Origin of the sequence: Pseudomonas sp. RIT411 (assembly GCF_003057735.2) — a bacterium.
In the GTDB taxonomy this organism is placed as follows: domain Bacteria; phylum Pseudomonadota; class Gammaproteobacteria; order Pseudomonadales; family Pseudomonadaceae; genus Chryseomonas; species Chryseomonas oryzihabitans.
Window position 1 is genome coordinate 202,840 of sequence record NZ_QBIZ02000002.1, and the last position, 22,428, is coordinate 225,267.

At 65.1% G+C, this 22,428-nt stretch carries 18 protein-coding genes and 1 pseudogene; 16 read left to right on the forward strand and 3 right to left on the reverse strand.

Annotation, left to right across the window (positions count from 1 at the left end):
• Positions 1–44 precede the first annotated feature (44 nt).
• The 16 genes from rseP (at position 45) to ispD (ending at position 19,671) form a co-directional block, all read left to right on the forward strand.
• Entirely contained in the window at positions 45–1,397 is a 1,353-nt protein-coding gene (gene rseP, locus DBY63_RS03660) for an RIP metalloprotease RseP (RefSeq protein WP_108581286.1), read from the forward strand.
• A gap of 73 nt (positions 1,398–1,470) precedes the next feature.
• Positions 1,471–3,864, forward strand: a complete 2,394-nt coding sequence (gene bamA, locus DBY63_RS03665) for an outer membrane protein assembly factor BamA (RefSeq protein WP_007159486.1) — start codon at positions 1,471–1,473, stop codon at positions 3,862–3,864.
• Between the two features lie 38 nt (positions 3,865–3,902).
• Entirely contained in the window at positions 3,903–4,406 is a 504-nt protein-coding gene (locus tag DBY63_RS03670; RefSeq protein ID WP_007159485.1) for an OmpH family outer membrane protein, read from the forward strand.
• Entirely contained in the window at positions 4,403–5,479 is a 1,077-nt protein-coding gene (gene lpxD, locus DBY63_RS03675) for a UDP-3-O-(3-hydroxymyristoyl)glucosamine N-acyltransferase (protein ID WP_169742423.1), read from the forward strand. Before DBY63_RS03670 ends, lpxD begins: the two co-directional genes overlap by 4 nt.
• A 45-nt stretch (positions 5,480–5,524) precedes the next feature.
• The gene (fabZ, locus tag DBY63_RS03680) at positions 5,525–5,965 is read left to right on the forward strand and encodes a 3-hydroxyacyl-ACP dehydratase FabZ (protein WP_007159483.1); all 441 of its coding nucleotides are present in this window, start codon (positions 5,525–5,527) and stop codon (positions 5,963–5,965) included.
• Positions 5,962–6,738 (forward strand): acyl-ACP--UDP-N-acetylglucosamine O-acyltransferase, encoded by a 777-nt coding sequence (lpxA, locus tag DBY63_RS03685; protein WP_108581287.1) that lies wholly within the window; start codon positions 5,962–5,964, stop codon positions 6,736–6,738. The genes fabZ and lpxA overlap by 4 nt, the downstream gene beginning before the upstream one ends.
• On the forward strand, positions 6,722–7,882 hold the full coding sequence (gene lpxB / locus DBY63_RS03690; RefSeq protein WP_108581288.1) for a lipid-A-disaccharide synthase: 1,161 nt from the start codon (positions 6,722–6,724) through the stop codon (positions 7,880–7,882). The genes lpxA and lpxB overlap by 17 nt, the downstream gene beginning before the upstream one ends.
• The gene (gene rnhB / locus DBY63_RS03695) at positions 7,882–8,517 is read left to right on the forward strand and encodes a ribonuclease HII (protein WP_108581289.1); all 636 of its coding nucleotides are present in this window, start codon (positions 7,882–7,884) and stop codon (positions 8,515–8,517) included. Before lpxB ends, rnhB begins: the two co-directional genes overlap by 1 nt.
• A gap of 76 nt (positions 8,518–8,593) precedes the next feature.
• Positions 8,594–12,115 (forward strand): DNA polymerase III subunit alpha, encoded by a 3,522-nt coding sequence (dnaE, locus tag DBY63_RS03700; RefSeq protein ID WP_044341493.1) that lies wholly within the window; start codon positions 8,594–8,596, stop codon positions 12,113–12,115.
• 140 nt (positions 12,116–12,255) lie between these two features.
• Complete coding sequence (locus tag DBY63_RS03705) at positions 12,256–13,206, forward strand: acetyl-CoA carboxylase carboxyltransferase subunit alpha (protein ID WP_017639042.1); 951 nt, start codon at positions 12,256–12,258, stop codon at positions 13,204–13,206.
• Between the two features lie 10 nt (positions 13,207–13,216).
• Positions 13,217–14,533, forward strand: a complete 1,317-nt coding sequence (gene tilS, locus DBY63_RS03710) for a tRNA lysidine(34) synthetase TilS (RefSeq protein WP_108581290.1) — start codon at positions 13,217–13,219, stop codon at positions 14,531–14,533.
• 142 nt (positions 14,534–14,675) lie between these two features.
• A complete protein-coding gene (locus DBY63_RS03715; RefSeq protein ID WP_007159476.1) occupies positions 14,676–16,304 on the forward strand; it encodes a CTP synthase in 1,629 nt (542 codons plus the stop codon).
• Positions 16,305–16,306: 2 nt separating this feature from the next.
• The gene (kdsA, locus tag DBY63_RS03720; protein ID WP_007159475.1) at positions 16,307–17,155 is read left to right on the forward strand and encodes a 3-deoxy-8-phosphooctulonate synthase; all 849 of its coding nucleotides are present in this window, start codon (positions 16,307–16,309) and stop codon (positions 17,153–17,155) included.
• 79 nt (positions 17,156–17,234) lie between these two features.
• Complete coding sequence (gene eno / locus DBY63_RS03725; RefSeq protein ID WP_007159474.1) at positions 17,235–18,524, forward strand: phosphopyruvate hydratase; 1,290 nt, start codon at positions 17,235–17,237, stop codon at positions 18,522–18,524.
• Positions 18,525–18,691: 167 nt separating this feature from the next.
• Positions 18,692–18,970 carry a septum formation initiator family protein gene (locus DBY63_RS03730; RefSeq protein ID WP_007159473.1) on the forward strand — a complete coding sequence of 93 codons (279 nt, stop codon included), beginning with the start codon at positions 18,692–18,694 and terminating at the stop codon, positions 18,968–18,970.
• The gene (gene ispD / locus DBY63_RS03735; protein WP_074583784.1) at positions 18,970–19,671 is read left to right on the forward strand and encodes a 2-C-methyl-D-erythritol 4-phosphate cytidylyltransferase; all 702 of its coding nucleotides are present in this window, start codon (positions 18,970–18,972) and stop codon (positions 19,669–19,671) included. Before DBY63_RS03730 ends, ispD begins: the two co-directional genes overlap by 1 nt.
• 3 nt (positions 19,672–19,674) lie before the next feature.
• Here the strand turns inward: ispD and yedF are convergent, their stop codons facing one another.
• The 3 genes and pseudogenes from yedF to DBY63_RS03750 all read right to left on the reverse strand — a co-directional run bounded on the left by yedF (position 19,675) and on the right by DBY63_RS03750 (position 22,353).
• Positions 19,675–19,923, reverse strand: coding sequence for a sulfurtransferase-like selenium metabolism protein YedF (yedF, locus tag DBY63_RS03740; RefSeq protein WP_007159471.1), 249 nt, complete (start codon positions 19,921–19,923; stop codon positions 19,675–19,677).
• Positions 19,889–21,115 (reverse strand): annotated as a pseudogene (gene yedE, locus DBY63_RS03745) (selenium metabolism membrane protein YedE/FdhT). Before yedE ends, yedF begins: the two are co-directional and overlap by 35 nt.
• A 71-nt stretch (positions 21,116–21,186) precedes the next feature.
• Complete coding sequence (locus tag DBY63_RS03750) at positions 21,187–22,353, reverse strand: hypothetical protein (RefSeq protein ID WP_108581291.1); 1,167 nt, start codon at positions 22,351–22,353, stop codon at positions 21,187–21,189.
• Between the last annotated feature and the right edge of the window lie 75 nt (positions 22,354–22,428).

Below are 22,428 nucleotides of genomic sequence, written 5' to 3' on the forward strand. Positions count from 1 at the left end.
TGCGAGTCCGCAGAATCTGCACACTGAGGTAGCGGAGGCAGCCAATGTCTATCCTTTATACGATTCTGGGAACCCTGATCGCCCTGGGCGTGCTGGTGACCATCCACGAGTATGGCCATTTCTGGACGGCGCGCCGTTGCGGCGTCAAGGTCCTGCGCTTCTCCGTTGGCTTCGGCAAACCGCTGCTGCGCTGGCACGATCGCCAGGGCACCGAATTCGTGGTGGCCGCGATCCCGCTGGGCGGCTACGTCAAGATGCTGGACGAGCGCGAAGCGCCGGTGGCCCCTGAAGAACAGCATGCCGCCTTCAATCGCAAGACGGTACGCCAGCGCATCGCCATCGTCGCCGCCGGTCCGATCGCCAACTTCCTGCTCGCCATCCTGTTCTTCTGGGTGCTGGCCATGCTCGGCTCCCAGCAGCCACGTCCGGTGGTGGGATCGGTCACGGCTGATACCCTGGCTGCCACCGCGGGTATCCCGGCGGGCGCCGAACTGACCGCGGTCGATGACGCGGCGGTAGACAGCTGGTCGGCGGTCAATCTGCGCCTGGTCGATCGCCTGGGTGAAAGCGGTCCGCTACGCCTGAGCTACCGGGTCCCGGGCACCACTGCCGAGCAGAGCACGGTCATCCAGCTCGACGGCTGGCTGCGCGGCGCGGAAGATCCGGACCCGATCCAGGCGCTGGGTCTCAAGCCCTGGCGGCCGCAGATTCCGGCCATCTTCGCCGAGCTGGATCCGGCCGGTCCGGCGAAAGCCGCCGGCCTCCAGGCGGGTGATCTCCTCATCGCCCTGAACGATACGCCCATCGGTGACTGGCAGCAGGCCGTGGACTGGGTGCGGGCGCACCCCGGACAGCAGGTCAAGGTGGCCTATGAGCGCGAGGGTCAGCGACGCGAGCTGTCCCTGCGCCTGGGCGCGCGGCGCGTCGATACCGCCGAGACCGGTTACCTCGGCGCCGGTGTGGCGCCGGTCAAGTGGCCAGCGGAAATGGTTCGCGAAATCAGCTACGGACCCGTGGCGGCCGTGGGCGAAGGTATCAGCCGAACCTGGCAGATGAGCGTGCTGACGCTGGTTTCCCTGAAGAAGATGCTCTTGGGAGAGCTGTCGGTAAAAAACTTGAGCGGGCCGATAACCATTGCTAAAGTGGCGGGCGCTTCAGCTCAGTCAGGCCTGGGGGATTTCCTCAATTTTCTGGCGTACCTGAGCATAAGCCTGGGGGTTCTGAATCTGTTGCCTATCCCTGTGCTCGACGGCGGTCATCTGGTCTTCTACTTCGTCGAGTGGATTCGCGGGCGGCCCTTGTCCGAGCGTGTACAGACATGGGGCATGCAGATCGGTATTAGCCTCGTCGTGGGTGTGATGCTGCTGGCCTTGGTCAATGACCTCGGTCGCCTCTGACACTCTGCTGATTGCCGAATCTGCCGCCCAGTGCGGCAGATTCTTTATTTGCCAGTTGGAATAAAAGGGACTCATGAAACGCCTGCTGCTACCTGCGGTAATAGCCGCGCTGATGATCGGCGAGGTACACGCCGAGTCCTTCACCATCTCCGATATCCGCGTCAACGGACTGCAACGAGTATCGTCCGGCAGCGTCTTCGGTGCCCTGCCGCTCAATGTCGGCGAATCCGTCGACGACAACAAGTTGGCCGAAGCCTCCCGCTCGCTCTTCCGTACCGGATTCTTCCAGGACATCCAGCTGGGTCGTGACGGCAACGTCCTGGTCGTGAACCTGGTCGAGCGTCCCTCCATTTCCAGCATCACCCTGGAAGGCAACAAGGCGATCTCCAGCGACGACCTGATGAAGGGTCTCAAGCAGGCCGGTCTCGCCGAAGGCGAGATCTTCCAGCGCGCGACGCTGGAAGGCGTGCGCAACGAACTGCTGCGCCAGTACGTCGCCCAGGGTCGCTACTCCGCCAGCATCGACGCCGAGGTGGTGCCGCAGCCCCGTAACCGGGTGCAGCTGAAGATCACCATCAACGAAGGCGAGGTGGCGACCATCTCCCACGTCAACGTGGTGGGCAACACGGTCTTCGCCGAGGATGACCTGACCTCCCTGTTCGAGCTCAAGCCGAGCAACTGGCTGTCGTTCTTCCGCAACGATGACAAGTACTCCCGGGAAAAGTTGGCGGGTGACCTCGAGCGCCTGCGTTCCTATTACCTGGACCGCGGCTACATCAACATGGACATCACCTCGACCCAGGTGTCCATCACGCCCGACAAGAAGCACGTCTACATCACGGTCAATGTCAACGAAGGGCAGAAGTACACCGTTCGTGAAGTCAAACTGTCCGGCGACCTCAAGGTGCCGGAGGAAGAGCTGCGCAAACTGATGCTGGTCCAGCCGGGCCAGGTCTTCTCGCGCAAGGTCATGACCAGCACCTCGGACCTGATCACCCGCCGGCTGGGTAACGAAGGCTATACCTTCGCCAACGTCAACGGCCTGCCCGAGCCCCATGACGACGACCACAGCGTGTCCCTCACCTATGTGGTCGATCCGGGCAAGCGTGCCTACGTCAATCGCATCAACTTCCGCGGCAACACCAAGACCGAGGACGAGGTGCTGCGTCGCGAGATGCGCCAGATGGAAGGCGGTTGGGCTTCCACCTACCTCATCGACCAGTCCAAGACCCGCCTCGAGCGCCTGGGCTACTTCAAGGAAGTCAAGGTCGAGACGCCCCAGGTACCTGGCACTGACGACATGGTCGACGTCAACTACAACGTCGAAGAGCAGCCGTCGGGCTCCATCACCGCCAGCATCGGCTTCGCCCAGAGCGCCGGTCTGATCCTGGGTGGTTCCATCAGCCAGAACAACTTCCTGGGTACCGGCAATCAGGTCAGCATCGGTCTGACCCGTTCCCAGTACCAGAGCCGCTACAACTTCAGCTTCACCGATCCCTACTTCACGCCGGATGGCGTGAGCCTGGGCTACAACATCTTCTATCGCAGCACCGACTACAGCAAACTGTACGACAGTGACGTCTCCTACTACTCGATCAACAGCCTGGGTACCGGTGTCACTCTGGGCTATCCGATCAGCGAGACCTCGCGCCTGACCTATGGTCTGAGCGTGCAGAACGACGAGATCAATCCCGGTACCTACAGTGCCGACGAGATCTATGATTTCGTCGAGCGCGAAGGGGACAATTTCACCAACTTCAAGGCCAGCATCGGCTGGTCGAGCTCGACGCTGAACCGTGGCGTCCTGCCCACCCGTGGGGCCTCCCAGAGCCTGACCGGCCAGATCACCATCCCGGGCAGCGACCTGAGCTTCTACAAGCTTGACTATCGCGGCCAGCTGTTCACCCCGCTGACCGACAATACGGCGCTGCGCTTCCATACCGAGCTGGGTTACGGCGACGGCTATGGCAGCACCGATGGCCTGCCGTTCTACGAGAACTACTACGCCGGCGGCTTCAACTCGGTACGGGGTTTCGAAGACAGCAGCCTGGGGCCGCGTACAACGCCTCCGCAATATAAAGATCCTGAAAGACCTGAATTGGGTACCAAGTATGGCGCCCAAGGTCAGGGCTATCGTGATCGGGAGAACGACGAGGCCTTCGGTGGCAACGTCCTGATCACCGGCGGTATGGAATACCTGTTCCCTCTGCCTTTCGTGAAGGACCAGAAGTCCCTGCGGACCGTGCTTTTCTGGGACGTGGGTAACGTGTTCAGCACCAAGTGCTACCTGAACTCGACCAAAAACTGCGGCGACGTCAGCTTCTCGAATATGGCCAGCTCCGTCGGCGTCGGTGTGACTTGGGTTACCGCCCTCGGTCCGTTGAGCTTCAGCCTGGGCGTGCCGGTCAAGAAGCCGAGCAACTCCGATCCGCAGGTCTTCCAGTTCTCGCTGGGTCAGACGTTCTGACCCAGGCTACACCTTTGCGCTTTACGCAGGAGTCAACTGTGCACAAGTACACCCGCTACGCTCTGTTCGCTGCCGTTCTCGTCGCCGCTCCGGTGTTCGCCGATACCAAGATAGCTGTCCTGAACTACCAGATGGCCCTGCTGGAATCCGATGCCGCCAAGAAGTACGCGGTGGATTCCGAGAAGAAGTTCGGTCCCCAGCTGAACAAGCTCAAGGGTCTGGAAAGCTCCGCCAAGGACATCCAGGACAAGCTCAACAAGGGCGGTGACAAGATGGCCCAGGCCGAGCGCACCCGCCTGGAGAACGACTTCCGCCAGAAGGCCCGTGACTTCCAGTTCCAGTCCAAGGAACTCAACGATGCCAAGGCGGCCTCGGATCGCGACATGCTCAAGCTGCTCAAGCCGCGCCTGGACAAGGCCGTGGAAGAGGTGCTGAAGAAGGGCGATTACGATCTGGTGCTGGAGCGTGGCGCCGTGGTGGACGTGAAGCCGCAGTACGACATCACGCGCCAGGTCATCGAGCGCATGAACGCGGGTCGTTGATGAGCCATAGCACCTTTACGCTGGGCGAACTGGCGCAGTGGCTGGAAAGCCGCCAGTTGACCGTGGAGTTACGCGGTTCGTCCGAGCGCCTGGTGACCGGTCTGGCTACCCTGCCCGAGGCCGGTCCTGAGCAGTTGAGTTTTCTCGCCAATCCGCAGTACCGCCGCTACCTGGCCGACACCCAGGCCGGGGCCGTGCTGCTGACGGAAAAGGACGCCGACGGCTACGCCGGTGACGCCCTGATCCTGGCGAATCCCTATCTGGCCTATGCGCGCCTTTCCCATCTGTTCGATCGCAAGCCGCGCAGCGCAGCCGGTATCCATCCCACCGCGCTGGTCGCGGCGGATGCCCAGGTCGATCCGACGGCGGCCATCGGTCCCTACGTGGTGATCGAGGCCCAGGCGCGCATCGGCGCCGGTGTCAGTCTGGGCGCCCACTGCGTGGTGGGTGCGCGCAGCGTCATCGGTGCCGACAGCTGGCTGGCACCGCGGGTCACGCTCTATCATGACGTGACCATCGGCGAGCGTGCCGTGGTGCAATCGGGTGCCGTGATCGGCGCCGAGGGCTTCGGCTTCGCCAACGAACGTGGCCAGTGGCAGAAGATCGCCCAGCTGGGTGGCGTACTGATCGGCGACGACGTCGAGATCGGTGCCAACACCACCATCGACCGGGGCGCCCTGGCCAACACGGTCATCAGCAATGGCGTCAAACTCGACAACCAGATCATGATCGCGCACAACGTCCAGGTCGGTGAGCACACCGCCATGGCCGCCTGCGTCGGCATCTCTGGCAGCACCAAGATCGGCAAACACTGCACCATCGCCGGCGGCGTGGGCATGGTCGGTCATATCGAGGTGTGCGACCACGTGTTCGTCACCGGTATGACCATGGTGACCCGCTCGATTACCGAGCCCGGCGCCTATTCCTCCGGTACGGCCATGCAGCCGGCCGGCGAATGGAAGAAGAGCGCCGCGCGGATTCGTCACCTCGACGACATGGCCCGCCGTCTGCAACATCTGGAAAAAATCGTTGCTACCGTGACCTCGCGGGATGACGCTGCTTCTGATGCTTGATTCTGCATCGGATGTTTCCCCTTTCTGAACAGGCCTTCCCCGACCATGATGGACATCAACGAGATCCGTGAATATCTCCCGCATCGCTATCCCTTTCTATTGGTGGATCGCGTGCTGGAGCTGGATATCGAAGCCAAGCGCATTCGTGCCTACAAGAACGTCAGCATCAACGAGCCCTTCTTCACCGGCCACTTCCCCCAGCATCCGATCATGCCGGGCGTGCTGATCGTCGAAGCCATGGCCCAGGCTGCCGGCGTGCTCGGTTTCAAGATGATGAATTCCTCGCCGGCCGATGGCACCCTGTACTACTTCGTCGGATCGGATAAGCTGCGGTTTCGCCAGCCGGTGACGCCGGGCGATCAGCTGATGCTCGACGCTCGCTTCATCAGCACCAAGCGCGGCATCTGGAAATTCGAATGCCACGCCAGTGTGGACGACAAGCCGGTCTGCTCGGCTGAAATCATCTGTGCGGAACGCAAGCTATGACGTTGATTGACCCCAGGGCTATCGTCGACCCCAAGGCACGGCTCGCCGCCGATGTCCAGGTCGGCCCCTGGTCGATCATCGGACCGGATGTCGAGATTGGCGAGGGGACCGTCATCGGGCCTCACGTCATCCTCAAGGGTCCGACCGTGATCGGGCGTCACAATCGTATCTTCCAGTTCTCGTCGATCGGCGAGGATACGCCCGACCTCAAGTATCATGGCGAACCGACCCGGCTGCGGATCGGCGATCACAACACCATCCGCGAAGGGGTCACCATCCATCGCGGTACCGTGCAGGATCGGGAAGAGACGACCCTTGGCGATCACAACCTGCTGATGGCCTATGTGCACATCGGCCATGACAGCGTGATCGGCAATCACTGCATCCTGGTCAACAACACGGCCCTCGCCGGGCACGTGCACGTCGATGACTGGGCGATCCTGTCCGGCTATACCCTGGTGCATCAGTTCTGCCGCATCGGCGCCCACAGCTTTTCCGGCATGGGCACGGCCATCGGCAAGGACGTACCGGCCTATGTCACGGTGTTCGGCAATCCGGCCGAAGCCCGCAGCATGAACTTCGAAGGCATGCGCCGCCGGGGTTTCTCGGCCGAAGCCATCAAGGAATTGCGCCGCGCCTACAAGGTGGTCTACCGCCAGGGCCTCACCGTCGATGACGCCCTGCGCGAGCTGGAGCCGGTGGCTCAGCAGTTTCCCGAAGTGGCGGTGTTCCGCGATTCCATCCTGAGTGCGACGCGTGGCATCACCCGCTGAGTTCGCCCAGCGCCCGCTACGCGTGGCGCTGGTGGCGGGAGAGGCCTCGGGTGATCTGCTCGGCGCCGGTCTGATGCAGGCGCTGCGTGCGCAGCATCCGAATATCTCCTTCATGGGCGTGGGCGGTCCGCGGATGGAAGCCGAAGGGCTGGTGTCCGAATTTCCCATGGAACGTCTGGCGGTCATGGGGCTGGTCGAGGTACTCGGTCGCCTGCGGGAACTCCTGGGTCGGCGCAAGGCGCTGATCAGTCAGTTGCTCGACGCCCGTCCCGATGTCTTCATCGGCATCGACGCCCCGGATTTCGTCCTCGAGATCGAAGCCCAGCTGCATCGCGCCGGCATTCCGGCCGTGCACTATGTCAGTCCCTCGGTCTGGGCCTGGCGACAGAAGCGGGTGCTAAAGATCCGCGACGGCTGCGACCTGATGCTGACCCTGTTTCCTTTCGAAGCGCGTTTCTACGAAGAACAGCAGGTGCCGGTGCGCTTCGTCGGCCATCCACTGGCCGATACCATCCCTCTGGACAGCGACCGCCTGGCCGCCCGGCAGGCCCTGGGCTTGCCGGAAGAGGGGCAGGTCGTCGCCCTGTTGCCGGGCAGTCGCGGCGGTGAAGTAGGGCGCCTGGGTGCCCTGTTCCTCGACGCTGCCGCCCAGTTGCTGGCCGTACGTCCTGGTGTGCGCTTCGTTCTGCCCTGTGCCAATGCGGCGCGGCGGGCGCAGGTGGAGCAGTTGCTGGAAGGTCGGCCGCCGCTGCCGCTGCTGCTGACCGATGGGCGATCCCATGAGGTGCTGGCCGCCTGTGATGGCGTGCTGATCGCCTCGGGCACCGCGACCCTGGAGACGCTGCTGTTCAAGAGACCCATGGTGGTGGCCTATCGGGTGGCGCCCCTGACCTATCTGATCCTCAAGCAGCTGGTGAAGAGTCCCTACATCTCGCTGCCCAACCTCCTGGCCGGGCGCAAGCTGGTGCCCGAGCTGATCCAGCACGACGCGACGCCGGAGCGGCTGGTGGCCGAACTCCTGCCGCTGCTGGAGCAGCCGCAGCAGCAGACCGACAGCTTCGCCGCCATTCATCACAGCCTGAGGCGCGATGCCTCGGTCCAGGCGGCGGCTGCCGTGCTGGATCTCCTGCGGCAGCGTGGCTGATGCAGCTGGGCCTGGATTTCAATCTGGTCGAGGCGCTGGTCGCCGGCGTCGACGAAGTCGGTCGCGGTCCGCTGTGCGGCGCCGTGGTCACCGCCGCAGTGATCCTCGATCCGGGCAAGCCCATCCTCGGCCTGAACGATTCTAAGAAGCTGTCGCTGGCGCGCCGCGAAGCCCTGTTCGACGAGATCCAGGAAAAGGCCCTGGCCTGGTGCGTGGCCCGCGCCGAGGTCGCCGAGATCGACCGGCTGAACATCCTGCACGCCACCATGCTGGCCATGCAGCGCGCGGTGGAAGGGCTCCAGGTGCAGCCGCGGCTGGCCCTGATCGATGGCAATCGCTGTCCCAAGCTGGCGGTGCCCAGTGCGCCGGTGGTGAAGGGCGACAGCCAGGTCCCGGCGATCGCCGCGGCGTCCATCCTGGCCAAGGTGACCCGCGATCGCGAGATGCAGGTGCTGGATGCCCTCTATCCGGGCTATGGCCTGGCCGGGCATAAGGGCTATCCCACCGGCGAACATCTCGACGCGCTCCGGCGCCTGGGGCCCACGCCCATCCACCGGCGCTCCTTCGCGCCGGTGCGCGATGCCTGGCACGCCCTCGAGACCCAGGCCTCCACCCAGATCATCGCGACCTACTGACGGCCGTCGTGGCGTTCTGACCCCGGGTCGACAATCCAGTACAATCTCGCGCCTCATGCATCAAGGGGTCTCTGCCATGTCCGCATCCTTCGTCCACCTGCGTCTCCACACGGAATACTCCCTGGTCGACGGGATCGTGCGGGTGAAGGGGCTGGTCAAGGCTGCCGAAGCCGCCGGGATGCCGGCCGTGGCGGTGACCGACCAGGGCAACCTCTGTTCGCTGGTCAAGTTCTACAAGGCGGCCATGGGCGCCGGGATCAAGCCCATCGCCGGCGCCGACATCTGGCTGGCCGGCCGCGAAGGCGACGCGCCCCTAAGCCGCATGACCCTGCTGGTCATGAACGCCAAGGGCTATCGCAACCTCACCGAGCTGCTGTCCCGCGGATTCCAGGAAGGCCAGCAGGACGGTCAGATCGTCATCCAGCGCGACTGGGTAAAGGACGCCAGCGAAGGCCTGATCGCCCTGTCCGGTTCCAAGGAGGGCGAGATCGGCCTGGCGCTGCTCGAAGGTGACCTGGCGCTGGCCGATCAGCTGTTCGAGGAATGGCAGCAGGTCTTCCAGGATCGCTTCTATCTGGAGGTGCAGCGCACCGAGCGAGTCGGTGACGAAGAGCACCTGCATGCCGCCGTGGCCCTGGCCGATCGCTGCGGGGGCGCCCTGGTGGCGACCAACGACGTGCGCTTTCTTAAGGCCGAGGACTTCGAGGCCCACGAGACCCGCGTCTGCATCGGCGAGGGCCGGCCGCTGGACGATCCCCGGCGCGAGCGCAAGTACAGCGACCAGCAGTACCTGAAGTCGGCGGCCGAGATGGCCGAGCTGTTCAGCGACCTGCCCGAGGCGCTGGAAAACACCGTCGAGATCGCCAAGCGCTGCAACATCGAGATCCAGCTGGGCAAGTACTTCCTGCCCAACTTCCCGATCCCCAACGGGATGACCATCAACGACTACCTGCGCCATGTGTCCTTCGAGGGCCTGGAAGAGCGCCTGGCCGTGCTCTGGCCGCGCGAGACCACGCCGAACTACGAGGAAAAGCGCCAGGAGTACGTCGACCGACTCAACTTCGAGCTCGACATCATCATCCAGATGGGCTTCCCCGGTTACTTCCTCATCGTGATGGACTTCATCAAGTGGGCGAAGAACAACGGCGTGCCGGTCGGCCCCGGCCGGGGCTCGGGTGCCGGCTCCCTGGTCGCCTACGTACTCAAGATCACCGACCTCGATCCGCTGGCCTATGACCTGCTGTTCGAGCGCTTCCTCAACCCCGAGCGGATCTCCATGCCCGACTTCGACGTCGACTTCTGCATGGACGGTCGCGACCGGGTGATCGAATACGTGGCCGACCTGTACGGCCGCGAGGCGGTGAGCCAGATCATCACCTTCGGCACCATGGCCGCCAAGGCGGTGGTGCGCGACGTGGCGCGGGTGCAGGGCAAGTCCTATGGCCTGGCCGATCGCCTGTCGAAGATGATCCCCTTCGAAGTGGGCATGACCCTGCAGAAAGCCTTCGAGCAGGAGGAGCCGCTGCGCGATTTTCTGGCGACCGACGAGGACGCCAAGGAAATCTGGGACATGGCCTTGAAGCTCGAGGGCATCACCCGGGGTACCGGCAAGCACGCCGGTGGTGTGGTGATCGCGCCGACCAAGTTGACCGATTTCTCGCCCATCGCCTGCGATGAGGACGGCAATGGCCTGGTGACCCAGTTCGACAAGGACGATGTCGAACAGGCCGGTCTGGTCAAGTTCGACTTCCTCGGGCTGCGTACCCTGACCATCATCAAGTGGGCGTTGGAGACCATCAACCGCACGGAAGTGGCAGAGGGGCGCGAGCCGCTCAACATCGACTTCATCCCACTGGACGACAAGCCGACCTACGCCCTGCTGCAGAAGGCCGAGACCACTGCCGTCTTCCAGCTGGAATCCCGCGGCATGAAGGAGCTGATCAAGAAGCTCAAGCCGGACTGCCTGGAAGACCTCATCGCCCTGGTGGCGCTGTTCCGTCCCGGTCCGCTGCAGTCGGGCATGGTGGACGACTTCATCAACCGCAAGCACGGCCGCGCCGAGCTGGCCTATCCGCACCCGGACTACCAGTACGACGGCCTGCAGCCGGTGCTGGCGCCGACCTACGGCATCATTCTCTATCAGGAACAGGTGATGCAGATCGCCCAGGTCATGGGTGGCTATACCCTCGGCCAGGCCGACATGCTGCGCCGCGCCATGGGCAAGAAGAAGCCCGAGGAGATGGCCAAGCAGCGCGGCGGCTTCATCGAAGGCTGCGCCAACAACGGCATCGATGCGGACCTGGCCGGCAACATCTTCGACCTGGTGGAAAAATTCGCCGGCTACGGCTTCAACAAGTCGCACTCGGCGGCCTATGGCCTGGTGTCCTACCAGACCGCCTGGCTGAAGACCCACTATCCGGCGCCCTTCATGGCCGCGGTGCTGTCGGCGGACATGCACAACACCGACAAGGTGGTGATCCTCATCGAGGAATGCCGCCACATGAAGCTGCGCATCGACACGCCGGACGTGAACATTTCCGAGTTCAAGTTCACCGTCAACGACGGCGGGCGCATCGTCTACGGCCTGGGGGCGATCAAGGGTGTCGGTGAGGGCCCGGTGGAGGCCATCGTCGAGGCGCGGGCCGAAGGCCCCTTCAAGGATCTCTTCGACTTCTGTGCCCGGGTCGACCTCAAGCGCATCAACAAGCGCACCCTGGAAGCCCTGATCCGCTCCGGTGCCCTGGACCGCCTGGGTCCGCACTACCATGACGAGCTCAAGGCCTATCAGGCGACCATCGACCAGAATCGCGCCGTGCTGCTGGCGGCCATGGAAGAGGCCATCGCCTCGGCGGAGCAGACCGCCCGCAGCCACAACAGCGGCCATGTCGATCTCTTCGGTGGCGTCTTCGCCGAACCCGAAGCCGACGTCTATGCCAACCACCGGCGCGCCCGCGAGCTCAATCTCAAGGAGCGCCTGCGCGGGGAAAAGGAAACCTTGGGGCTGTACCTGACCGGTCACCCCATCGAGGAATACGAAGGCGAGGTGCGCCGGCTGGCGCGCCAGCGCATCGTCGACCTCAAGCCGTCGCGCGAGACCCAGACCGTAGCCGGGCTGATCGTCAACCTGCGGGTGATGAAGAACAAACGCGGCGACAAGATGGGCTTCGTCACCCTGGACGACAGGTCCGGGCGCATCGAGGCCTCGCTGTTCGCCGAAGCCTTCAACGCCGCCCAGGCGCTCTTGCAGACCGACGCCCTGGTGATCGTCGAGGGCGAGGTCAGCCAGGACGATTTCTCCGGTGGCCTGCGCCTGCGCGCCAAGCGCGTGCTGGGTCTGGAAGAGGCCCGGACCGCCCTGGCGGAAAGCCTCAGGATCGCGGTGCGCAGCGAGGCGCTGGCCGGCGACCGGTTGCGCTGGCTGGGCGAGTTGTGCGGCCGTCATCGCGGCGCCTGTCCGGTCACCATCGACTACCAGGGCCCCACCGCGCGGGCGCTGCTGCAGTTCGGCGAGAACTACCGGATCGACCCGGCCGACGGCCTGATTCAAACCCTGCGTGACCAGTTCGGCAGGGAGAACGTCTTTCTGAACTATCGTTAAGTCCGAGCGCCGCGTGCGCTTCGTCCCAACCCTCGCCAGCGGCGGGCGCCGGTGACGTGGCAGGAGTCTCGACCTGTCCCGTCCGATCCCTTAAGGTAGGCGCCCCGGCCCTTGGCTCTAGATTGCACTAACGGATGCCCATGAACCCGAACTATCTCGATTTCGAACAGCCCATCGCCGATCTCCAGGCCAAGATCGAAGAACTTCGACTGGTCGGTAACGACAATGCGCTGAACATCAGTGACGAGATCGCCCGGTTGCAGGAGAAGAGCCAGGCGCTCACCAAGAGCATCTTCAGCGACCTGTCCAGCTGGCAGGTGGCTCGTCTGGCGCGTCATCCGCTGCGTCCCTACACCCTCGACTACATCAACTACCTGTTCAGCGATTTCGAAGAGCTGCACGGCGACCGCCACTTCGCCGACGATCCGGCCATCGTCGGTGGCATCGCCCGTCTGGAAGGCCGTCCGGTGATGATCATCGGTCACCAGAAGGGTCGTGAAGTCCGCGAGAAGGTCCGTCGCAACTTCGGCATGCCGCGTCCGGAAGGCTATCGCAAGGCCTGCCGCCTGATGGAAATGGCCGAGCGTTTCAAGATGCCGATCCTGACCTTCATCGATACCCCCGGCGCCTACCCGGGCATCGACGCCGAAGAGCGTGGCCAGAGCGAGGCCATCGCCTGGAACCTGCGCGTCATGGCGCGCCTGAAGACCCCCATCATCGCCACCGTGATCGGCGAGGGTGGTTCCGGTGGCGCCCTGGCCATTGGCGTCTGCGACCAGCTCAACATGCTGCAGCACTCCACCTACTCGGTGATTTCGCCGGAAGGTTGCGCCTCCATTCTCTGGAAGACCGCCGAGAAGGCGCCCGATGCCGCCGAGGCCATGGGCATCACCGCCGAGCGACTGAAGAGCCTGAACATCGTCGACCAGGTGATCGACGAGCCCCTGGGTGGTGCGCACCGCGATCCCCAGGCCATGGCCAACAGCCTGCGCACCGCGCTGCTGGAACAGCTGGACGAACTCAAGGGCTACGACATGCCGGCGCTGCTGGAACGTCGCTACGAGCGCCTGATGAGCTACGGCATCGCCTGATCCCGCCCCTATGAGTCTGCTGGATCGGCTGCGCGCCCGCCTGGAGCGGCAGCCGCCCACCCGTCACTGGCGGGTGGGCTTTTCCGGCGGACTCGATTCCACCGTTCTCCTGCACCTCTTCGCGCGACTGCGCGAGCGCGGCCTGTTCGCCGATCTGCAGGCGGTGCATGTGCACCATGGTCTGCAAGCCGCGGCGGATGCCTGGGTCTCGCACTGCACCCGGGTCTGCCAAGCGCTGGCCATTCCTCTCGATATCCTGCACGTCCACATCGATGGCGCCGCCAGTCTCGAACGGGCTGCCCGCGAGGCGCGCTATGCCGCCTTCGCCCGGGTGCTGCCCAGGGAGGGCTGCCTGGTGCTGGGCCAGCATCGCGACGATCAGCTGGAGACCCTGCTGCAGCGGCTGGTGCGCGGCGCGGGGGTCAAGGGCCTGGCCGGCATGCCCGAGACCCGTTCCTTGGCCGCCGGTCGGCTCTGGCGACCGCTGCTGGACGAGCCGCGGCGCGCGCTGCTGGCCTATGCCGAAGCCGAGGGGCTGGACTGGATCGAGGATCCCAGCAATGCCGATACCCGGCTGGATCGCAATTACCTGAGGCACCAGGTGCTGCCGCGGCTACGCGACCGCTGGCCGGGCGTCGATCAGGTCATGGCGCGCAGTGCCCGGCATCTGGCCGAAGCCGACGAATTGCTCGGCGAACTGGCCAGCCTGGATCTGCAGCAGGCCCGGCGGGCCGAACAGCCTTTCCCCTGGATCCCCTTGCCCAGTCTGGCCCTGGCGCCCTTGCAGTCCCTGAGCGAGGCACGCCAGCGCAATGCCCTGCGGGTCTGGCTGGACAGCTTCACCCGCCAGCCCGACAGCGCCCACTGGGCCGGTTGGCAGGCATTGCGCGAGGCGGGCGAGGCCGGCGATCCCGTCTGGCGTCTCGAAGGTGGCAGTCTGCGCCGGGGGGCAGGGCGGATCTGGTGGGTGCCCGCGGCCTGGCAGGTCACGCCGTCACCCCAGGTCATTAACGGGCAGGAAACCACCCTGGAACTCCAAGGGAATGGTCGCCTGCGATTCAGCGTACCGGTCGTCGTATCCGGCTGGCGAATCGGCTATCGCCAGGGCGGCGAGCGGCTGGTCGTACCGGGTCGCGGCAGTCGCGATCTCAAGCGTCTGCTCAACGAACAGGGGGTGCCGCCGTTCCTGCGCGGCCGATTGCCGCTGCTCTGGCGCGGCGACGAACTGCTGGCGGTGGCCAACCTGCCCGGTCTGGATGGCCTGCCGGGGGGAGGGCGGCTTGAGTGGCAGCCCGCAGACGGCATGGGCGGGTTTGAGCTGGGATGACCTTTAGGCTAGACTACGCTCCCGTCTTATATCGCATTTTCCGCTCGCCCCGAGTGGACGGTGTGCATTGGTCCGGCGCCAGGCCGACCGCTCTCGCTTTCATCGGCGGCTCTCCGCCTCAACGCAGATTCTAGGAATTTTCATGACGCGCTTTATTTTCGTCACGGGCGGTGTTGTTTCTTCTTTGGGGAAAGGCATCGCCTCGGCCTCCCTGGGCGCCATTCTGGAAGCGAGAGGGCTGAAGGTCACCATGCTCAAGCTGGATCCCTACATCAACGTGGATCCCGGCACCATGAGCCCCTTCCAGCACGGCGAGGTGTTCGTCACCCATGACGGCGCCGAGACCGATCTGGACCTGGGTCACTACGAGCGCTTCATCCGCACCACCGTGACCCAGAACAACAACTTCACCACCGGTCGCATCTACATGGACGTCCTGCGCAAGGAGCGTCGTGGCGACTACCTGGGCGCCACCGTGCAGGTGATCCCGCACATCACCGACGAGATCAAGAGACGCATCATCAAGGGCGCCGGCGATGCCGACGTGGCCCTGGTGGAGATCGGCGGCACCGTCGGCGACATCGAGTCGCAGCCCTTCCTCGAAGCCATCCGCCAGCTGCGGGTGGAGATCGGCGCGCGCCGCGCCATGCTGATGCACCTGACCCTGGTGCCCTACATCGCCACCGCCGGCGAGACCAAGACCAAGCCGACCCAGCATTCGGTCAAGGAACTGCGCTCCATCGGCCTGCAGCCCGATGTGCTGATCTGCCGTTCCGACCACACCGTCGACAGCTCTTCCCGCCGCAAGATCGCCCTCTTCACCAACGTCGAAGAGCGCGCGGTCATCTCCCTGGAAGACGTCGACACCATCTACCGCATTCCCTCCGTGCTGCACGCCCAGGGCCTGGACGAATTCGTCGTCGAGCGCTTCGGCCTGGAGTGCAAGCCGGCCGATCTGTCCGAGTGGGATCGCGTGGTGGACGCCAAGCTCAACCCCGAGCAGGAAGTCACCATCGCCATGGTCGGCAAGTACATGGAGCTGCTCGACGCCTACAAGTCGCTGATCGAGGCGATGACCCACGCCGGCATCCAGAGCCGCACCAAGGTCAACCTGCGCTATATCGACTCCGAGCACATCGAGCAGCAGGGCACCCATCTGCTCAAGGGCGTGGACGCCATCCTGGTGCCCGGCGGCTTCGGCCTGCGCGGCGTGGAAGGCAAGATCGCCACCGTGCAGTACGCTCGCGAGAACAAGATCCCCTACCTGGGCATCTGCCTGGGCATGCAGGTGGCGGTCATCGAATTTGCCCGTAACGTGCTGGGCTGGAAAGACGCCAACTCCACCGAATTCGACAAGGCCAGTGGCCACCCGGTGGTCGGCCTGATCACCGAATGGCAGGATTCCACCGGCGCCACCGAGATCCGTACCGAAGGCTCCGACCTGGGCGGCACCATGCGCCTGGGCGCCCAGGAGTGCCAGCTGATCGGCGGTACCCAGGTGCACGACTGCTACGGCCAGGACGTTATCGTCGAGCGCCACCGTCACCGCTACGAGGTCAACAACAACCTCCTGCCGCAGATCGAGGCCGCCGGCCTGAAGATCTCCGGTCGCTCGGGCGACGGCGCCCTGGTCGAAGTGGTGGAAGCCCCGGATCATCCCTGGTTCGTCGCCTGCCAGTTCCACCCGGAGTTCACCTCCACCCCGCGTGACGGCCATCCGCTGTTCAGCGGCTTCGTCAACGCCGCACTGCGTTACGCCAAGAAGGATTGATCATGACCGCACAGAAGATCGTCCGCGTCGGCAGCATCGAGATCGCCAACGACAAGCCCTTCGTGCTGTTCGGCGGCATGAACGTGCTGGAATCCCGCGACCTGGCCATGCAGGTGTGCGAGCAATACGTCAAGGTGACCGAGAAGCTGGGCATCCCCTACGTCTTCAAGGCCAGCTTCGACAAGGCCAACCGCTCCTCCGTGACCAGCTATCGCGGTCCGGGCATGGAAGCCGGCCTGCGCATCTTCGAAGAGCTCAAGGCCACCTTCGGCATGCCGGTGATCACCGACGTCCACGAGCCCTACCAAGCGGCGCCAGTGGCGGCGGTGTGCGACATCATCCAGCTGCCGGCCTTCCTCTCGCGGCAGACCGATCTGGTGGTGGCCATGGCCAAGACCGACGCCGTGATCAACATCAAGAAGGCGCAATTCCTCGCGCCCCAGGAGATGAAGCACATCCTCGCCAAGTGCGAAGAAGCCGGCAACGACCAACTGATCCTCTGCGAGCGGGGCTCCTCCTTCGGCTACAACAACCTGGTGGTCGACATGCTCGGCTTCGGCATCATGAAGAGCTTCGGCTACCCGGTGTTCTTCGACGTCACCCATGCCCTGCAGATGCCGGGCGGGCGTGCCGATTCCGCCGGCGGCCGCCGCGCCCAGGTCACCGACCTGGCCAAGGCCGGCATGAGCCAGGGCCTGGCCGGTCTGTTCCTCGAAGCCCATCCGGATCCCGAACATGCCAAGTGCGACGGCCCCTGTGCCCTGCGCCTGGACAAGCTGGAGCCCTTCCTGGCCCAGCTCAAGGCGCTGGACGAGCTGGTGAAGTCGTTCACGCCGATCGAAACTGCCTAAGCGGCGGCTGAACCAAAAGGCCCAGGCGCAGCCGAAGGCTGATCCGTCAATGACCGGTAACATGGAGATCGATACAAAAATGGCTAACATCGTCGACATCAAGGGACGTGAGGTCCTGGATTCCCGCGGCAACCCCACCGTTGAAGCGGACGTGATCCTGGACAATGGTATCGTCGGTCGCGCCACCGCGCCGTCCGGCGCGTCCACCGGTTCGCGCGAGGCACTGGAGCTGCGCGACGGCGACAAGAGCCGTTACCTGGGCAAGGGCGTCCTGAAGGCCGTGGGCAACATCAACGGCCCGATCCGTGACCTGCTGCTGGGCAAGGATCCGAGCGACCAGAAGGCCCTGGACCGCGCCATGATCGAGCTGGACGGTACCGACAACAAGGCCAAGCTGGGCGCCAACGCCATCCTGGCCGTGTCCCTGGCGGCCGCCAAGGCCGCTGCCGAAGACCAGGACCTGCCGCTCTACGCCCACATCGCCAACCTGAACGGCACCCCCGGTCAGTACTCCATGCCGGTGCCGATGATGAACATCATCAACGGCGGCGAGCATGCCGACAACAACGTCGACATCCAGGAATTCATGGTCCAGCCGGTCGGCGCCAAGAGCTTTGCCGACGCCCTGCGCGTGGGTGCCGAGATCTTCCATCACCTCAAAGCCGTGCTCAAGGCCCGTGGCCTGAGCACCTCCGTGGGTGACGAAGGCGGCTTCGCGCCCAACCTGGCCTCCAACGCCGACGCCCTGGCCGCCATCGCCGAAGCGGTTAAGAATGCCGGTTACGAGCTGGGTACCGACGTGACCCTGGCCCTGGACTGCGCCTCTAGCGAGTTCTACAAGGACGGCCAGTACGACCTGTCCGGCGAGGGCAAGGCCTTCGACGCCAACGGTTTCGCCGACTACCTGGCCGGGCTGACTGAGCAGTTCCCGATCATCTCCATCGAAGACGGCATGGACGAGTCCGACTGGGCTGGCTGGAAGGCCCTGACCGACAAGATCGGCAGCAAGGTGCAGCTGGTGGGCGACGACCTGTTCGTCACCAACACCAAGATCCTCAAGGAGGGCATCGAGAAGGGCATCGGTAACTCGATCCTGATCAAGTTCAACCAGATCGGCTCCCTGACCGAGACCCTGGAAGCCATCCAGATGGCCAAGGCCGCCGGCTACACCGCGGTGATCTCCCACCGCAGCGGCGAGACCGAAGACTCCACCATCGCCGACCTGGCCGTGGGCACCGCCGCCGGTCAGATCAAGACCGGTTCGCTGTGCCGTTCCGATCGCGTCTCCAAGTACAACCAGCTGCTGCGCATCGAAGAGCAGCTGGGTGCCAAGGCGCCTTACCGCGGTCGTGCCGAATTCCGCAGCTAAGGGTTTGCGCGACCGGGGAGGCGATGACAGAGATCGTCGCCTTCCGCCACGTCCGACGGACCACAGGATAGATGCCCAGTTTACAAGCGTAGAGCCGGGCTTCTATCCTGTTTTCGTCTCTGCCGCCGCCTTTGCGGCATCCGCCGTCCGCGAATCCGTTATCTCCCATGCGAAGTCCCTACTGGCTGTTCCCCTTCCTGCTCCTGCTGCTTGGCGGTCTTCAGTATCGCCTGTGGGTCGGTGATGGCAGCTTCGCCCAGGTGCGCGAACTCAAGCAGCAGATCGCCGACCAGAATGGTGAGAACAAGCGCCTGCTGGAGCGCAACGAGATCCTCGAAGCCGAGGTCGTCGAGCTCAAGAAAGGCATGGAGACCGTCGAGGAGCGTGCCCGCCACGAACTCGGCATGGTCAAACAAGGCGAAACCCTTTTCCTGCAATCCAAATAATGTCCCTTCTGCCTTCCTTCTGGGCGGTCATTCCCGCCGCGGGTGTGGGTGCGCGGATGCGTGCCGACCGACCCAAGCAATACCTCGACCTGTGCGGCCGCAGCCTGCTGGAGCGCACCCTCGACTGTTTTCTCGACCATCCGCGCCTGCGCGGGCTGGCGGTGAGCCTGGCGCCGGAAGACCCCTGGTGGCCGACGCTGGCCTGCGCCCGCGATGCCCGCATCCTGCGCGCCCCGGGCGGTCGTGAGCGCGCCGACTCGGTGCTGGGCGGCCTGCTGCTGCTGAGCGAGCAGGGCGCCAGCGATGGCGACTGGGTGCTGGTGCACGATGCCGCACGGCCCAATCTCTGCCGCGCCGATCTGGATCGGCTACTGGCCGAACTGGCCCAGGACCCGGTGGGTGGTCTTCTGGGCGTCCCGGCGCGGGATACCCTCAAGCGCGTCGGCCGCGATGGCCGGGTGAGCGAGACCGTCGACCGCAGCCAGGTCTGGCTGGCCTATACGCCGCAGATGTTCCGCCTCGGCGCGCTGCGTGACGCCCTGAGCGCCGGCCTGGCCGCGGGCGCCGCCATCACCGACGAGGCCTCGGCCATGGAGTGGGCGGGGCATGCGCCGCGCCTGGTCGAAGGCCGCGCGGACAACATCAAGGTCACCACCCCCGAAGACCTGCAGCGACTGCAAAGTGTCTTCGCCGAGGCCTAGCCCTCAGGCCCGCAGCGGCACCTCGATGAGAAAGCGGAACAGCGCGCCATGCTGTTCCACCGCCTGGCAATCGTAGCCCTGGCGCCGGGTATCTTCCGGAATGCCGTGGATCGACTGGGCGCAATCGGTGATCACCTCCAGGAGATCGCCGGGCTGCAGGGTCTGCAAGGTCTCCAGGGTGGCGATGGCGTTGTAGGGGCAGTGTTCGCCGCGCAGATCAAGCGACAGCGTCGGCGTCTTGGCGAGTGTCATGGACAGGCTTCCGGGGGCGAGTGAAACGGCGGGCGTTGAGTTGGACCAGCAGCAGGCAGAGGGCCAGGCCGGCAAAGGTCAGCAGCAGGCCGCTGCCGGGGCCTGCCTGCTGCAGCAGATTGATCCTGGGATAGGGCAGGGCGAGGGCGCTGCCCAGGCGGTCCTAGTAGACCGCCACCAGGGTCCCGCCGATGACGTTGCCCAGGCCCACCACCCAGAAATGCAGCTGGCCTTCCACCGCGCGGTACATCCAGCCGGTCTCGCAGCCACCGGCGAGGACGATGCCGACGCCAAACAGCAGGCCTCCGATCACGGCGTTGGGGCCCATCCAGAAGATCTTGGGCGCCATGCCCAGCTGGATGGCGCCAAAGGTGCCGAGGCAGGCCACCGCCATGCCCAGCAGGATGCCGGTCGCCGCCTGGGTGCGGCCGGTGGTCCAGAGGTCGCGGGCGGCGCTGGTAAAGCAGATCTGCGCCCGCTCGATCAGGCCGCCGAAGACCAGGCCGAAGAGGGTGGCCAGACCCAGGACCAGGGAGACCTCGAAGCGCCAGGCGGCGAAGAGCAGCGCCACCACCAGCACGGCGAGACCCAGCCGCGCCTGGCGACGCGCGCGCCGGGCCAGTTGCCCGGCATCGGGCAGGACGGCGGCGTGGGCGGTGACCTTCAGCGGAATGCGCAGCCAGGGCAGCAGGGTCAGCTTCACGCCAAGCCAGGCGCCGGCCACCGTGGCCAGCATGAAGGCCCAGGCATGCAGCGAGAACATGGGGATGCCGGTAAAGAAGGCCGCCAGGTTGCAACCCATGGCCAGGCGGGCACCGAAGCCGGCGATGATGCCGCCGGCCAGGCCCTGGAGCAGCCGGCGGCGACTGGTGGGCCAGCGCAGGCCGACGTTGCCGGCCCAGAGGGCGCAGGCCAGGGCGCCCAGCAGCATGCCGATGATCATGACGCCATCGATGCGATCCAGGGGCGTGCCCTGCAGGCCGATCAGCCGGAAATAGCTCCAGTCCCTTACCGGGACGCCGAACCAGGCCAGCACATGGCCGCCCCAGCGGGTGAATTCGCCAGTCACGGCCCAGAAGGTTCCGGTCAGGGCGAAGTAGTAGGCCGAGGCGACGCCGAGGGCGATCAGCGTGGGCAGGGGCGCCCAGAAGCGCAGCAGATAGCGCTCGCGAAAGGCGGCTAGGGCAGACATGGTTACAACCTTGGCAGGGGCGGATTGGCGCTGAAGTCTAGTTCAAGCGCCAATCCGGTCCAGCGCAGCGGCTAGTAGCGATAGATGGCCGCCACGCCGGTGCCGCCAGGCATCCGCTCGCGCGGCAGGACCAGCACCTCGCCACCTTGCTGCAGGGCCTGGAAGCTGAGTTCGTCCAGCAGGTCGTCGGCATTGGCGCCCTCCGGCTTGGCGGGGACCAGCATGCGCCGTTCCAGGTCCAGATAGCCCGGGATATGGCGATCGGCTTCCACCAGCAGGGTGTCGACCCGGGCGTCCAGCAGGGCGCCGCCGATGTCTTCCAGGCGATCCGAGGCCAGCCCCTGGCCATGACGCTGGGCGTAGGTATCCAGCAGGTCGTCGAGTCGCTGTTCCATGCGGGGCGCCATCACCGCCCAGGCCCTGGCACGCAGGGCGTCGTTGTCCAGGGGGCCGGGATCACCGGCGATGCCTTCCGGCAAGAGATGGGGGTTCTGGCTCAGGCGGCGAAAGGCGGCCTGGTGCTCCGGCAGCGCGGCCAGCACCAGGGGCAGGCGAGCGGTGTTGCTGTGCACCCGGGTCAGGGCGCGGTCCAGGGCCAGGAAGTAGCGCTCGCGGTCGGCGTCCTGCTCGTCATGCTTGCTGATGCCGCCGGCGTTGTGCTGCATGGAGTCGCCACGCTCGCCGGCCCGGCTGAAGCCCTGGGGTAGGCCGCGCTGGTTGCCTTCGGTCAGCTCGGTGCCAAGGGCGTCTTCCAGGGTGCGCGGCACCCCTTCGCCCAGCTCCACCTCCACCAGGTTGTCGCGGTTGCCTTCGAACAGGTGCGCCTGATTGCGGGTCAGGCACAGCACCTGATAGCGATCCCGCGCCTGGGCCAGGCGCAGCAGCGGCTGCAGCTGGAAGTGGTGGTTGACCCGGGCGGTCTCTTCCAGGGGGTCCAGCACCTTGAGCACCCGGAACTGATCGCGGTCGCGCAGGATGGCCAGACCGCCGCGCGGGTAGTGCCAGAAATCGGCGTTGTCCACCAGGGTCTGCAGCGGCGCCAGCAGCGTGGCGTGATCGGCTTCGGGAAAGCGCTCGACGAGATCCGCTTCCAGCTGCCGCAACAGATTCTTGAAGCGGATGACATTCTGCTCACGCTGCGGAAAGGCGCGCTCGGTGGGCATGTAGAGAGACAGGCATGGTGGGGTCGCCTCCTTCATCCAGGTGGCGAGTGCGTGATGATCGAGGGTGTCGTTCATGGGACCTCCGGCTGCAGGAGTCGCCGTGACGCCACCGGCAGGGCGGGGTCAGGACGACCGACACCCTTTCGAAGG